Origin of the sequence: Acinetobacter sp. YH12058, assembly GCF_013419805.1 — a bacterium.
In the GTDB taxonomy this organism is placed as follows: Bacteria; Pseudomonadota; Gammaproteobacteria; order Pseudomonadales; family Moraxellaceae; genus Acinetobacter; species Acinetobacter towneri.
This window is the reverse complement of sequence record NZ_VOZL01000026.1, coordinates 1-15,084: the sequence shown is the minus strand read 5'-3', so window position 1 is coordinate 15,084 and position 15,084 is coordinate 1. Positions and strand designations below refer to the sequence as shown.

Sequence of the window (15,084 nt, the reverse complement as noted above, 5' to 3'; positions counted from 1 at the left end):
TTCGTTATCAGAAGAAGTCATCGGTAAATGCCAGATCAATGGTGACCTTATAGCGCTGCATTTCGATATTCAGGTCTTTGTCCTTCAGTACCAGGAAGTAATCTTTCTTACGGTCAAAATCAGTGCCAGATAATGACAGTCTGACCTGTTTGACCCGATCGGCAACAGAGTCGGTACTGCTATCAAAGGTCAAGGTTTCTTCACTAGATACTTTGATATCCCCATCATAAATGGCAATCGACAGGGTCACTGGCATGACCAGCTCACTGACAGCTTCGGTTTGCATCAAATCAAACTTCTGGATGTTATTGACCATCTTCAGCGTGGATTTGGTAGAAATGACCTCAACTTTACGCTTGGTCCGCTGTCCAGCCTTTTCACCACGCAGCTGTTTTACCGTTAGTACAGGCACTACGATTTCCTGAGGCATGATGCCACCATGCACGAAACGTGAGCCTCCTACAAAATGGAAACGGTTCGCCCCTTTTGGAATCCAGAAATCAGTCGCAGATCGTGTGCTTGCCGTAGCTTGGGTTGAGCCTTTCCATGCTTCTTTGCTCTCTGGTAAACCATGCCCAATCACATAGCGTTTTTTGCTTTTCAATGTATTGGCAGGTTTTTCAGTCAAGCTTGAACGATCCGCAGATTCTAGTTTACTTTGCTGGAACAAGAAGCCATGGTCGGCTGTGATCAACAGGGTAGAAATATTGAAATGCATCAAGATTTTGCGGCTAAGTTCGGTCAGTTCTTCAATGGCGTGTTCCACCGCCATAAAGGTTTCTGATTCTGTCGAGGCACTGTCTCCCCGAGCATCAATCACGTTGTGATAAACGTAAATCAGATCATGGTCTTTGAGTGCTTCACGGCCTTCATCACGCGACCAGCCTTTTACCGTTTCAGCGGTTACTGCCAATCCATTATAGGCAGCCAGAATTTTGGATCGTGCAGCAGTTCCTTTGCTGGACTGTCCATCTACTAAAACATCATCCCCTGCGGCCTCTTTGTACTCCAAAGTCTGATGCGGCAACAACGAAGCCATGCCAAGTGTGGTGTAACTTGGGACAACGCCCAGCTGTGAAGACAAGGTCGCTTCGGAATAACGCTTTTCATTGATACGATCGCGCAGCTCTACCGCAGCTTCATAGCGGAAAGCATCACTGATGATCACCACAATACGGCGTTTCGTTGCAGAATTGAGTAAGGGTCTGACGTGAGTATCGTAGAAGTTCTGCTGATTTGGGATATCTGCCACTTTCCAGACATTCAAGCGTTGCTCAGCTTCTACACGCTCGCCCCAGTTGCGTGCCAAGTGGTCAATAAACCAGTAGGAATAGCAATTTTCGACTTCTTCATCGAGTTTTTTCAGGATATCGACATGAGCGCGTTGAGAAGCAGCACTATAGTGGCGATATGCCATATCAAAGCGATACAGCTCCTGCTCGTAGGCTTTATACAAGGCTTCGCTGGAGTCGAAATAGAACCCAGAATCAAACAGCAGTCGCAGACTGAACAGGTCAATGGCTGCCTGCAACGCTGTATAGACAGTGCGATATTTACGGCGGGTTGCATCATCCTTATGTTTGGAAGCCCAATAGCCATCCAGACGGGTAGAAATAATCGTTCTGAAATGTTCCAGTTCAGCTTTGGTTGCTGCAGGGATATGACTGGCCAAATCAACAATGATCTTTTGTTCAATCACTTCAAAGGTCATGACATCCAGCAGCTGCCCCAGATCAAAGGCCCCGACCCTCTCCTGGATCCGCAGTGCATTCGCCACGGTCTGGGAAAGCGTATCGAAGGTTGGGTAGTATTTAGAACTGTCTCTCCAGCGCGACAAAAAGGCTCTAGCCGTCGCACGGGAGCTGACGGATGACATCACCAGTTCTTGAGCCCATAGCGGTATATCGCCCAGGCTTTCACAGAAACCTGTAGTCATCAAACGGATAAAGAACGTACCGAGCTTGAATGGTGCTTCCCCATTCAATTCTTCAACCGATGCTGGATAACCAATTTCCGCCTGTAATGCGGTGACCAAAGCTGGCACCAGTTGGAATTTTTCCAGTTCAGCAAAGGAGTCTGGATTGACTTCCAGAGCCAGGTTCTGCTGTACCATTTCATCTGCCAGTGCCAGAACGATATGCATGAGTTCGGCACTGTCGGCCTTGACCACAGCTGCAATCATGGCCATATCCAGATTCTGTTCATCTGCATCAGGCTGGGTATAACGTTTTAATGCGCTCAGACGGGCTTTGGCTTTGAGGAACTCTTCACGTTTGGCCAGATGTTCTCTTAAACTTTGTTGCTGTAGCCCAAGCTCATTGAAAATAATCGAGAAACGATCGGCATAGAAGATGCGTGAATAGAGCTTGATGTCCAGTAACCAGTCTTTTTCAGTTTCAGGCTCAGGACTTGGAAAATACAGCAAGTATTTGCCCTGCTGATCCTCAAGTTCCAGTTTAAGCTTAATCGCAAGGCTGGATTCTTCTGCCATATTCAGAATATGAACATCATTCAGTTTTAACGCCTTTACTTCTTCGCTAAAGGACTGTTCCGCATCGTACCAGAAGACAATCCGGTGCTGTTCAATATAAAAGGCTTGTTCCAGACCTTGTTGTAGTTGACTTAAATTCATGCAACGACCTCATCAAGGTCTAGTACCGGAGAAAAAGCATTCATCATTTCTCCCCCGTAATCGCTTTGACTTCAGCCAACAAGTCCCCAAACTTGCCATAATTGACTTTCACCCCATCATCCAGATCTAACGTAATACGCTGATCGGCATAATGACGCAGCTTTTCTTCAAAAGTACTGAGTTCAGCCTGTTGCTTATGCAAGTCTTGCAGTTTTTTCTCGATGCGTTTGATTTCAGCCGCAGAGTCACTGCTTTCTTTTGCTGTTTCCAGAGAATTAGCATAGGCGGACATTTTGGAAATCAGTGGCATAACATATTCGGTACGCATACGCGCCAAGGTGCTTTCGTTATAACGATGCAAATACACCAACGCCTGGAAAGCCCCCTGTTTACCACTGCTGAATAGCCAGTAGATCGGGCGCTTTTTATAGGTCTGCATGTGATCTTTATAGAACTTGCTGGCGAGGTAACGGCGAATGGTGTCTTCAGCCGTTTCACTGGCTTTTTTATCTAAGCTTTCTGCGAGCCACTGCATATTGGCATCCAGTGTCTCTTTCCCCCAAACGGCAGTTAAGAACTCTCGAATACGGTGCGTTGCATCATCTTCAAACCAGTGCATTTCGGTCAATGGAATAATACCGTCAGCATCTGCCGGGAATGTTTGATAACGGCTAGCATCAAAGTCTTGATTACCTGCATGGGCATAGATCAGACCTGGTTCATCCAGACTATAACGCCCCATCATGCAGCCAAGTGCATAAGAGACTAAACGCTGGCTGTCTTTTTCACGGTCGGCACGAGTTAAAGTGATCTGTTCATCTGGTACGTCTGGTGTAAGTTCATCCTGTAAACCATAAGCATCAATAAACAGCTTATTGTTTTCTTCTTCCAAGCGTTTCATTTCAGCCACGGCGTCAGTATTTTGCTGTTGCCATGTGTTAAACGCTAGTTCTAAGTTTGGCTGTTGGCTACGAATAATGGGGTTTTGGGTAAAGTCCCATGAGGTTTCGTAGGAGTCCCAATCATATTTAGATAATTGAACACAAACCTTAATATTTTCTTCATTAGCTGCTTGTACATCAAATGGAAGTTTATTTATTTCGCCAACTCCAAAATGTAAGGTAGGATTCATAAGATTCATATAGTAGAAAACAACTTTTGAATTTAATAAACCTAATGTTGTTATTAAATTATTTGAAAAAACCATAGAACCTGTATTTTCAAATATAAAGCCTTCATCTACTAATCTTGCACAAAAAAAAGAACTCGAAATATCTGTCCAGGTTACGCCAGCTTTAAAATAATATGATGGATTTCGAATGGTAGAATTACGCTGCTGTTTAATTGCAAATCCATTTTTTTCCCAATTAATAATATGATTTCTGTTTCCATACCATTTTCTTGCAGTACCACCATCATTATGTGGGAACCATTTATTTAAATTAATTTGATTATTTTTGGCTACAAAATTGATCTTAGTATGATTGACTTCATACCACTCTCTTACAAACCTAGGTTTATCTCCGCTTGTTAGTCCACTTTTAGCATTAGCTATATCCGCTAATGCTGGCATTTTCTCAAAATTATCACGTATAGAATTACCTACCCAATATGCTATAGGACTACATGGTATTTTTTGGAAATCTTCTTGAATGGTTGTATCAAAGCGATTTAAATTATTTTTTAATAGGTATTGTTTTTCCTCATGATTTTTATCTACTAATCTGAAGAAAGCCGGCTTTACACCCCCTATATGTTTTTTTTGACCTACGAATGCTACAGTCTGTACAACTTCGCCTGATATCTCTGGAAAAGCTCGGGCTCCCAAATGAGCCATAGTCCAAATTGAATGATTTAGAAGTAATTTTTCCCGCATGTTTTGATATGATGTTAAAAACATCCATCCCTGCATTGTTACCATACTACTAGCACCAGATTCTTTACAAAAATCGAAACCACGTTCTATAAACATGGCAAAGAGGTCTGATTTACTATCAGGATAGTAATCTTTAGCGAATTCTTTTAAGTTTGTAATTGTATTCGCACCCATATACGGCGGGTTAGCGATTACAGCATCATATTTTTTCGCTAAAAGTTTTGCTTGTATAACCAAAGGCAATAATTTTTTAGCAGCGGCTTTCTGTAAGGTATCGCCCTCAATAACCAAGCCTTCTAAGGTATTTTGCAAATCGATAAAATCTTGTTCTGGGCTATCCATACAAATTAAAGAACCAAAAGTTGAGGCTTCTTTAAACTTAGCTAAAACTTCCTGAATCAGCTTAAAACGTTCGTCATTTTCAGGACTGCTTAAATCCTTTTGATCATTGCCAAACAGATCGACATGACTGCCTTTTTGCCATGCTTGGTTTAAGTTGAGATCTTTCCAGATTTGATCTGCATCTAAATCCTGACTGTCTTGTAGCGCAATAATATTCAGCTTCGGTGGATTGCTAAATAAACGGCGGTCATCCTCACGCGCTTTCATCAATAGCGCAAAACTGGCTAACTGCGCGGCACGGGTATCAATATCAATCCCGTACAGGTTGTTTTCCAGAATCAAACGTGGAATATCACGACTGCGGTAACCACGTTCCAAATAAATCGCTTTTAAGCAATCGTAGGCTTCCACCAGAATATGCCCCGAACCACAGGCCGGATCCAGTACCGTAATGCTTTCAGGGTTTAAGCTATCGCCATCTTCACTGATCCGTACATCAATCAGCTGTTTTAACTGTGCATTGACTTCATCGCTTTGCTCAGCCGGCTGAATATAGTATTCCCACCCACTGGCAAGCATACTTTCTGGCTGTGCCATCATCCATAGACGACCAACACTGTTCTGTACCAGGTATTTCACAATCCAGTTTGGGGTGAATAATTGTGTCGCGGCAGGGATATCTTCACTTTTGACAACTTTACCAATCACCTGGTCTTTCTTTTCAGAAATATAGAACTGATACAGCCAGCCAATAATCTGCACATCCGACCAGTCTTCTTCTGGAATACTGCTGACCAGATCACGGATCAACGAATCGGTTTTGGTCAGGTTATCCGGTAATAACAGTTCTGACTCATCAGACACCTGTTCGAACAGGAGTGGCATCACCTGATTCAACGCATGACACTGCGCCAGTAACAATTCACGATAGAGTTCTTCGTCTTTATTGCCATCCAGCTTGAGTTCAGCCACACGGCTGGCATCTAAACCCGGTAGCTCAATGTCCAGACATTCTTCCAGAATCTGCGGCAAGCCTGCACTACCATCGGCACTGCTCAGCACACGGCGACCATGATCCAGTAAGCCTTTGCATTCCATGTAGCGAATGGCACAGAGACGGTTAAACCAGCTATAAGCGATATAATCAATCGTCTGCTCAAAACTGCTGGTTTGAATGCGCTTGATCAGCTTCTCACGTGGTTTCATGACTGATAGCGGAAAAACCTGATCGCCAATCAGCAGCAAGTCCCCTTTCTGTTCTGCCGGTAAAATGCGGTCTGCGGTGATGCCATATTTAGCGGCTTGCTTGCGCATCGCTGCGATAAAATCATTTCGTGCTTGCGGTGCGTATTTTTTAATATTACTGGTATTCATCTTTAAACCTTTAATTAATGACTGATGCCGATATCCCTAACCCGAGTTAGCGGATACGCACACGCTTTTTATCACTCACGATTTTTTTCAGTTCAGCTTTGAGTGCGTCTACAAACTGATCCACTGATTCTTCTGTTTCCAGATAGACACTACTTGAGCTTTTGCTGTAAATGCTGGCGACATCAACTTCGACAACAGGTTTCGGTGGCACTACGGCTGTCACAGACTGTACCGGACTCGCAGCAGGTGTTGATGTAACTGGGCTGGCTGTAGTTGCTGAACTCGCCACACTCTCGGCTTTGCTCTGAGCCAGTTGTGCCGCTTTGGCCTGACGCTGGATTTCCGCCTGAACTTCGCTTTCCAACTCATACAAGGCTTCATCAAAACGCTCGACGCTGGTTTGAGTTTGCAACATATAGATGGTGGACAGGCTAGTTTCCACTTCAATATCCGTTTTCAGCAGTTGTAGTGGGCGTAATAGCTTGTTACTCAGCTCAGCGGTGGCAATACCACTGTTTTTAATCTCGGCTTCTAACTGTTTGATCTTGTCATCAATGTGTTCTATCGCCTGATTGCGCTTCTCAGTCAACAATTGCTCATTGACGCTTTCCACTGTACGAACCAAATCAGCCACTTTATTTAACAGACCATAGGGCGATTCAAGGGTGGAAATGCGATGTAATTCAGAGAGGGCTTTTTTTGCCACCTCATCACTGCCCAGCGCCTGTTTGTTTTTCTCAAAATGACGTAAGGCCTGTTGCAGTTGTTGCCAGCTTGGCATCTGGTTGCTGAAGAATTCATGAATATCACGATAATCTTCTTCCAGATCCAGATAGTCGTCCTTGTTCTCGACCACGGCCTTAAAGAAATCGAAGCTGTCGCTATTCGCCAGCAGACGTTCCAAAGTCAGAATAGACTTTTCAATCACTTTCTTACCCGGGAACTGCCCAACATCAGTTTTACTCTTATACGACTTAAAGTTGGCTAACCAAGTCTTAAGATGCTGCAAATAGAATTCAAATAGCTCTTTCTCAGTCGCTGGTCCCATCGCCGAGAACAGTTCTTGGGTGAGTTGGCGTGCCTGTTTCAATACCTGATCATCAGTCTGGCGTTTTTTAATGATCGACACATCACGGCGACGGCGGCTGTTTTGTAAAGGCTCAAAGGCATCTTTTAACTGTAAGCTGCCGCCATTTAACTGTAGTGAAATCCGCCCCATCGCAGCCAGCTGACCCACCAACAGTAAAATCTCGGCATCTGGCCAGCCATAAGGACGTTTGGCAAAACGATCCACCACATCTGACACCAGAATACGCTCTGTACCGGTGGCCCGTAGTGCAATGTACTGCTCCACTTCCTGTAGGGCTTTGGGATTGCTCTGACCGCCATCCAGAGACAATCCGAGCTGCGCCATATCATCCACAGTCAAGACGGCGTTCAGTTCACGCCAGGCATCCTGCTGATAGACCTGCAGATAGCTCAGTTTGGTATAAGTGTTTTCCAGCAAATAACGACAAGCCTCATCCAGCTTGGTGGTTGGACTTGAAGATGAAAGTTGTAGATGTTGACCCAAGGCATAACTTTCCGCGTCCAGCAACATTTCTTCGACCCGGACACGCAGGCGTTTTTTACGCTCCTGGTTCTCACGGCCACGGTCTGCCAGGATACGGGTGATATCGGACTGAGTGCCATCATCATTTAACCGAATAAATTTATTGGTTTTCAGCCAGGTGCGCAGTTCATTAAAGAACTGTTTATCGTCTGCCAGTTTAAACAGGACTTGTCCTTCGGCCTGAGTACTTTTACCAATACAGTAAGCTTCAGTATAGAGGTTGTATTCCGTATCCAGCGGAGAAATGATTTCAACTTTCAAATCGCTCTCATACTTGCCATCCAGGCTATGACCATCCAGAAAACGACCAATCTGATAGTCCATCTTGTTGGCTTGATGGCGGTATTTGTTCTGATCGCGCAGTAAATCTTTAAAGATCAGGTTGGCTAACTCTTTATTTTCTTCTGAAGCCGCTAAGTCTGTGGCTTTAATTTTTCGGGTAATATCCCGCTCTTCATTGGTTAGGAACAGGAACTCATCACCATTCCTAGTAATCAGGCTCTCTTTTTCCAGACGCTGCAGGCTCTCTTCAATCCGCTTGCGCAATGCCAGCTTATCTTCATCAATTTTCTCAATCGACAAAGTCACCAGGTTATCCAGCGTACCTTTGATGATATCGACATAGCGGATCATGAACAGGGTACGCAGCATCTGCACATCAAAACCATCCAGGGTCTTATTCTGCCCTGCCTGGTCGATGGTACGCTTCACTGCTGTATCCAGAAATCCTTCCACTGAAGTATAGAAGCGGTGGAAAGGAACCAGGGCACCGACTTCATCTGTAGCAATCGCATTCGCGGCCATCTGGAACGCATCCAACATGGACCGTTCACCATAGGCCAGGTGTGCACCGGTCGCACCGACCTTACGGATTTCTTCAAATACTTTTTGTACCAGCTGAAAATGGTACGGCGCAAAAGGATAGTTATGGATAAAGCTGTCTGGCCCCTCATAGTTCTTTAGGGTTGGGCCTGAACGGTCAAAGGTAATCTGATTTTTTAAGATATCGCCCTTTTGCTCAAACACTGATCTGAGCAATGCTTCTGCTTCTGGGGTTTTACGTAATAAACGTTTCTGGATGACTTCATCGGTATTGGAACTGGACAGTGATAACCGGGTTTTAAAACGACCAGCAATCTTGGAGAAGTCATTGGCTTTGGAAGAAGACATCTCACCTAAAACAGCATCGATGTCTGCCTGTGAGGTGACGATAATCCAAGCGCGGCCTTTACAGATCGTACCCAGGTTTTCAGTAATGGTTTGCAATGTCAGCATCAAGCGGGTATCGCTGCCAATAAACTGCCCCACTTCATCGACCAAGAACAACATGCGTTGCTGGGGTCCTTTGCTGTCCAGGTATTCTTTCACCCACTGACAGAAGTTTTCAACCGAAACACTAAAGGTCTGCTCAGAATCCTCAAACCACTTGTGTGCAGCTTCTGCTGATAGATTCAGTGCCTGAGAAATCGCAGTTTCGACATCATCCTGATAGAACTGATATCCGTCACGTTCTTCTAGCCAAGACATGCCGCTGGATTCCTCAAACGCCTGTTTAAAGCGTTCATACACCCCTTTCTGGCTCAGGTGACGTTCCATATGGGCAATATGTGGATGGTCAGCACTAAAACCCTGATACTCGTTAAACACACGTAAAAACACATTCAGGATCGGATTGCCATCGTCATTGGAACTGGCTTTACTGTCAATGTTAAACAGGATGACATCGGCATGATGGCTAACGGCCTTGCCAATATCGGCACGGATAAATGCATCGCGGATTTTAGTTTCATCAAAGAATTCTGCGGCGCTACGCTCGTTACCTTGCGCATCACGTACCACTTTATTGGCCAGAATATACGACAAGGTTTTCAGGAAATGTGATTTACCTGAACCAAAGAAGCCTGAAATCCATACGCCGACACGGTTGGCAATCGAAGGATCGCTCAGGTCTGTGCCATAAGACTGGAAAAAGTCCCGAAAATGCTTTTCCAGTTCATTGGTGACCACATACTCATCGAGTTCCTGATAAACCGTAGTATTGTCATTCTGGTCTGCTTTTACGACCCCGTTAATCGCACGATCTAATGGCTTATAAAAAAGTTCTTTAATGTTCATCTCAATCCATTCCCCCGAATTCTTATTTCTATTTGCCGTGTTAAGGCACTAATCTGAATGCTCTGTAGTAATTATTGCTTGGAATTTTTCCAAATAAACTCATCGCTTGACCGTCGTAATAACCTGGGTAAAACAGCACCACTGGCTTATGCCCCAGTAACGAATGCAAACTGTTCAATAAGTGATGGGCACGTAACAGTGGCCAAACCGACCCTACCCCAGTCATCAACACAATATCTTGTGCATTGGTGGCATATTTACTCACCAGATAGGGCGCGAACTTATCCATATGCAGTGGGCCTTTCAGCGCTTTGAGCAGCGCCTCATCGCCTTTGGCTTTTTGCATTTGAATGGCTTTATCGATGAAGTTACGCTCAGACAGATAATCCACCACGGCTTGCAGCAGGTTGATATTCACCACCTTCAGCTGACTGTGTTTTTTCTCCAGCATCCCGTCTAGAAAATGCAGATATTCGCGCACCTTCAACTCATCTTCAGGTGCATAATCAAAAATCCAGAAGCCAATTTCATTGCCCAATCCTTGTCCAGTGAGAAACTCGGTTGAAAGTATTCGCTCTGGAATCTGGTTCAGACGCTCATGTATTGTTTGACTCATTGCTGCCCCTCTACAACTAACGCGTCCATACCGACACTTCCATAGATCTTTTAATGCGTTGTTTATAATGTTCTTCCAACAGGCTACGCAGCTCTGCTCTGACGATCACGCGCTGCAACTCCAGCTTACGGGTACTTTTTAAATAACCGGCTTCTGCCAGCATGCGAAACACCACCTGCCCCATTTTTTTCTTGCTGGACTCTTTCCAATCACAGATATCCGGATCACGTTGTGAGCGTTCATCCAAAAAATCTGACCAGATATAACTGTCCAAGTATTGCGCCTGGGAGATATAGGCATCCCTCATCACCGTTTCCATAAACTCAAGCAGCAACAGGTTGCGTTCCAGTGCCCCACAAAAAGCCACCTGAGTCGCCAGCTCATCATCCCCATCCCGCAAAGCTTTCCAGAAATCAGGCTCTAAGCGCTCAAGACGCTTACGAATGGCAGTGGCGTTACGTTGGGCTGAAGCAGGCGTTCTTTTTTGCAGAATATTGTCAATCTGAATGGCCTGATGCCATTGTTCTGGAGTCGCTTCTCGTAATAACAGATCCGCGATCAGCCGGCTTTCACGCACCATCAGGGAACCGCCAATCAGGTCACTGTCATAATGAAATTGTTCTAACATAGCCAATCTCCTATGACGCCTGATCAAACAGGTAAGACGACAGCTTTTCGATATCTGAGCGTTGTAGTACCAAGGGATATTTCAAGGCATCATCCGCCTCAGCCAGCGTGATCGCGGCCTGATATCGCTGCAAAGTATAGTGAGCCAGGGCTTTTTTCACCGGAATCTGTAATCTGCCATCAGGCATGCCGAAGTCTTTTTCGACCAGCGCTTGTTGTGATGAGTTCAATTTTGGATTAGGGATCAGCGTCAGTACAATTTCTTCATGCCATTGCTGATCCTGAGCAGGGCCTACTGACTCAATCGCCATCACAACAGGTGTGCGATCAATTCTGGAGAGTAAAAAGTCCTTAAACTGCTTGCTCTGATGGCAATAGGCACGGACATGCCAGCGAAAACCGGTATACACCAGGGTGTGTGGGGAAATGATGCGTTCATGCCACTGCGGATTCTGCATCGAGGCATAAATCATTTTTAAAGTACTTTGGTTGCGGCAGGCACGCAAAACTTCCCGAATCACTTCAGGACGTACACTGCGATCAGGTAATTGAACTGCTGTAAGATTCGGTTCTGGCATCGCAATAAGGGCATGCGATTCACTGACCAAGCCCGAGAGCATATTGAGATATTCATTGATATGCGCTGTAGTCAGTACAGGCTGGAAGCTGGCCTTAGGCACATAACCCTTGACGGAGGGGTCATGAATCAAGGCATCGGGGTTATACAGCGTATTGTAACGCTTGATATCCGCAGAAGCCTGCTGTCGACTGAGCCCAAACCAGCTCATCAAACGATTGGTAACCAAACGACCTTCCCAGTAAGCAAGCAACTCGATGGCTCGCATTCGAAGAAGCACTTCATGCTTATCTGTCGTCATATACCAATCAGTCAATAAATAGCAGCTTTAAGATTACCCTACAGCAAATATACAGTAAATATTTTTGACGGTATTTAAAGGTAGTATTGCAATCATCAGATAAAAAATATACTAGTATCCTGATGATAGCCGTCAAAGTACGATCTCTAGCAGATCATGGATCCTGGTATAGCGCGTGAATTGAGCTAAGTTTTAGAATGAGAGAAATATGGGTTTTAGATTTCGTAAAAGTATTAAATTATTCCCGGGTTTTAAAATTAATCTGACCCATAAAGGCATCAGCAGTGCCAGCATTGGCAAACCTGGTGCTTCTCTAAATATTGGGAAAAAAGGTACGCGAACCAGTGTCGGCATTCCAGGTACGGGACTATCTTACTCTAAACACCAACCTTACTCTAAAAAGACCCGTGTTCCACAACCGACATCGCTAGAACACACGGAATATAATCCTCAGAATTTAGAACAACCGAAGGCAAAGATATGGCCTTGGATTATTTTTGGAATATTGTGTTTTATGGTGGGTGCCGTCATTTTTTAGCAAGAACCGCATTGTATTTTAATCAAAAAAAAAATGCCCAGATGGATGAATGGGCAAACTAAGGAATTAATATCCTTCAGAAACTCCAGCGCAATTCTCGCTACTTTCAGTAAGCGACTCTGGCTCAATCATGATAGTCTGACTCAATCGAGTCGAGGTAAATCGATCCATCACAATTGGAGCAGAAATTATGCTTGATCACACTCTTGGTTAATGCTGAAAAGTCTTTGAGTTTTAATTAATAAATAATAGTATCCATGTCTACCCTCAACTTTACTTATTTTCAGATAGCAACCAATCGAGAGCACTCATTTTTACAATACCATTATAATTCGCTTCAGTCCCTATCGTGTCTAATGTAAGCAAATACTTGGGATACGAATCAGAAATTTTCTGTAATGGACGTAACTCTCGGCTGAGTGTCTCCTCATTGAGCGTTTCTAATGCCACCTGATAATAAGTTAAATTCTGTAAAGTATCGACAGCAACAAAATCAATTTCATATTCATCAACCCGCCCTACATAGACCGTATAACCTCGTCTGACAAGCTCAAGATAAATCACATTTTCTAAGATATGACCTTGATCAGCATTAGCATCAGGCAACATAATCCGGCGCAATCCGACATCAACTAAATAGTATTTTTCAGAGGATTGTAATAACTCACGCCCGCGTACTTTAAATTGTGCGGCACTATAAAATAACAAACTGTCCTGTAAGCCCTGAATATAGCGTTTTACTGTTTCAAATGAAATTTTAACCCCACTTGAAACAAAGGTATTTTTAATTTTATTGATGGAAATAGCTGAGCCTGTCACGCTTGCCAAATATCTTGTGACACGCTCGAGAGAGTTAATATCGGCAGTATTCAAACGTGGAATAACATCTTTAAACATTACACTGGCATAGACCGCTTGCAAGTAATCATAAGTTTCCTGCTGGCTAGTCATGGCAAGCGTATAAGGGAAACTACTGCGCGTATACATGGCATACAAATCACGATTTGATAATTGTTGGATGATCGGATTATTTTCAATATGCCACTGTTTAAATTCTTGGAATGAAAGGGGTAAAACATGTTGCTCTATATAGCGTCCTGTAAGTAAAGTCGCAAGTTCTCCACTTAGAAAGAATGCATTTGAGCCTGTAATATATAAATCGATATAATCCCGAACATATAAAGAGTCGACTACTTTCTCAAAATTTGTAACATGTTGAATTTCATCTAAAAAAACATAGTTTTTTTTACTTTTATCAACTTTGGATAATACATAATCATGTAGTTTACGGTAATCGGTGAGTTCTTCAAATTCCATAAATTCGAAGTTGATGGCAATGATGTTTTCGGCTTGTACGCCCTGTGCTTTTAGGTCTTGTTGAAACATCGCCAATAAGGTGGATTTTCCAGAGCGACGTACACCCGAAAGCACTTTAATGACATCACGGTCTTGCCATGTATTCAGAAATTTTAAGTAGCCATCACGTCGAATATTAGCGCTTCTCATTATTTACACTTAGAATCTAAAGTTTTAATAAATTCTATCAAATTTTAGAATGTATATGTAAATATATTTAGTTTTAAGAAAAGTTTAAAGGTTAAGTGAAACATTCAAAGCTGCTGTAGAAGCATGTAAACATGCAGATCTGATCAAAATCCAAATTCTGTCTTTTTGATTATTTTCCATGTCATGTTATGTCATTTATGCTACGAGTTAACTGCTATATAAATTAAGTGAAAAGTAAATGGAACTAAGTTGTTAACTAGAGTGGAACTCATTTTTGTTGTGCTGATGGTCTCAGCCTTAATCCTAATTGCTTATGAAATGCTAAAAGGTTTATTTTAGAGCATCTATACAATTTTTGATCAAAAAAAGCCCACAGAGGGAATCTATGGGCGAAACTAAGGACCTTGACGGTCATTCAGAAACTACAGCTAGTTTCTGGTTGTGATTCTGGACTGAATTAAAAATAACCATATTGGCTGAATGTATCAAAAGTTAAATCATGTGATTAATCATTGATACTTCTGCAAAAATGAGCTCATCGCTCTGTTGATTAATACAGTAATTCACCAAACAAATCCGCTCTAATCTCTTCCAGGCTCAGATCTGATTTCATCCTATTACAGATGGGATGAACCAGCAGACCATTCTCTAGAACACCTTGCCCACCTACGGCTTTGGCAATCCGATGATCCGATTCAGTAGAATCAAGATAGATCAATCCATCACAAATGAGGCAAAAGTTATGATTACCCACCAGAAAATTGTGCTTAAGCAGACTCTTGGTTAATGCCGAAAAGGCCTTGGGCTTTGACCGAGAAATTGGACTAATCGACTCCACATATCCCACTCTATTGTAAACAAGACATTTTTATCTTTTATATTCAATGGCTTATTTTCCTGCTAATTGGTAATACCATGAAAAATACCATGCTCAGAAAAGGCTTAACAATATTTTGAAAAATTGCCTA

Annotated in this window: 8 protein-coding genes and 1 pseudogene; 1 reads left to right on the top strand and 8 read right to left on the bottom strand. The window is 43.3% G+C overall.

The genetic code is table 11. The features are described from left to right. Positions 1 to 7: 7 nt before the first annotated feature. From pglZ to FTU09_RS12200, 6 genes are read right to left on the bottom strand one after another with little or no spacing between them, the layout of a single operon-like run. On the bottom strand, positions 8 to 2,632 hold the full coding sequence (gene pglZ / locus FTU09_RS12225; RefSeq protein ID WP_180080441.1) for a BREX-1 system phosphatase PglZ type A: 2,625 nt from the start codon (positions 2,630 to 2,632) through the stop codon (positions 8 to 10). A 43-nt stretch (positions 2,633 to 2,675) separates the two neighbouring features. After that, on the bottom strand, positions 2,676 to 6,224 hold the full coding sequence (gene pglX, locus FTU09_RS12220; protein WP_180004193.1) for a BREX-1 system adenine-specific DNA-methyltransferase PglX: 3,549 nt from the start codon (positions 6,222 to 6,224) through the stop codon (positions 2,676 to 2,678). 46 nt (positions 6,225 to 6,270) lie between these two features. Next, complete coding sequence (brxC, locus tag FTU09_RS12215) at positions 6,271 to 9,951, bottom strand: BREX system P-loop protein BrxC (RefSeq protein ID WP_180004195.1); 3,681 nt, start codon at positions 9,949 to 9,951, stop codon at positions 6,271 to 6,273. A 40-nt stretch (positions 9,952 to 9,991) separates the two neighbouring features. Beyond that, positions 9,992 to 10,567 (bottom strand): DUF1788 domain-containing protein, encoded by a 576-nt coding sequence (locus tag FTU09_RS12210; RefSeq protein ID WP_086355031.1) that lies wholly within the window; start codon positions 10,565 to 10,567, stop codon positions 9,992 to 9,994. A 16-nt stretch (positions 10,568 to 10,583) separates the two neighbouring features. After that, the gene (locus FTU09_RS12205; protein ID WP_121523422.1) at positions 10,584 to 11,195 is read right to left on the bottom strand and encodes a DUF1819 family protein; all 612 of its coding nucleotides are present in this window, start codon (positions 11,193 to 11,195) and stop codon (positions 10,584 to 10,586) included. Positions 11,196 to 11,205: 10 nt separating this feature from the next. After that, positions 11,206 to 12,072: a WYL domain-containing protein gene (locus FTU09_RS12200; RefSeq protein WP_180004198.1), complete on the bottom strand. Its 867-nt coding sequence runs from the start codon at positions 12,070 to 12,072 to the stop codon at positions 11,206 to 11,208. Positions 12,073 to 12,280: 208 nt separating this feature from the next. Between FTU09_RS12200 and FTU09_RS12195 the strand changes: the two genes are divergently transcribed. Next, the gene (locus tag FTU09_RS12195) at positions 12,281 to 12,610 is read left to right on the top strand and encodes a DUF4236 domain-containing protein (protein WP_005403805.1); all 330 of its coding nucleotides are present in this window, start codon (positions 12,281 to 12,283) and stop codon (positions 12,608 to 12,610) included. Positions 12,611 to 12,883: 273 nt separating this feature from the next. Here FTU09_RS12195 and FTU09_RS12190 read toward each other — a convergent pair whose 3' ends face one another. Together FTU09_RS12190 and FTU09_RS12185 are read right to left on the bottom strand one after the other, a co-directional pair. Beyond that, on the bottom strand, positions 12,884 to 14,116 hold the full coding sequence (locus FTU09_RS12190) for an ATP-binding protein (RefSeq protein ID WP_160255372.1): 1,233 nt from the start codon (positions 14,114 to 14,116) through the stop codon (positions 12,884 to 12,886). A 550-nt stretch (positions 14,117 to 14,666) separates the two neighbouring features. Further along, positions 14,667 to 14,978 (bottom strand): annotated as a pseudogene (locus FTU09_RS12185) (HNH endonuclease signature motif containing protein); the annotation flags it as partial. Between the last annotated feature and the right edge of the window lie 106 nt (positions 14,979 to 15,084).

Coding starts and splice junctions, on each gene's coding strand:
- pglZ (WP_180080441.1), bottom strand. CDS start 2,632: ATGAATTTAAGTCAACTACAACAAGGTCTGGAACAAGCCTTTTATATT.
- pglX (WP_180004193.1), bottom strand. CDS start 6,224: ATGAATACCAGTAATATTAAAAAATACGCACCGCAAGCACGAAATGAT.
- brxC (WP_180004195.1), bottom strand. CDS start 9,951: ATGAACATTAAAGAACTTTTTTATAAGCCATTAGATCGTGCGATTAAC.
- FTU09_RS12210 (WP_086355031.1), bottom strand. CDS start 10,567: ATGAGTCAAACAATACATGAGCGTCTGAACCAGATTCCAGAGCGAATA.
- FTU09_RS12205 (WP_121523422.1), bottom strand. CDS start 11,195: ATGTTAGAACAATTTCATTATGACAGTGACCTGATTGGCGGTTCCCTG.
- FTU09_RS12200 (WP_180004198.1), bottom strand. CDS start 12,072: ATGACGACAGATAAGCATGAAGTGCTTCTTCGAATGCGAGCCATCGAG.
- FTU09_RS12195 (WP_005403805.1), top strand. CDS start 12,281: ATGGGTTTTAGATTTCGTAAAAGTATTAAATTATTCCCGGGTTTTAAA.
- FTU09_RS12190 (WP_160255372.1), bottom strand. CDS start 14,116: ATGAGAAGCGCTAATATTCGACGTGATGGCTACTTAAAATTTCTGAAT.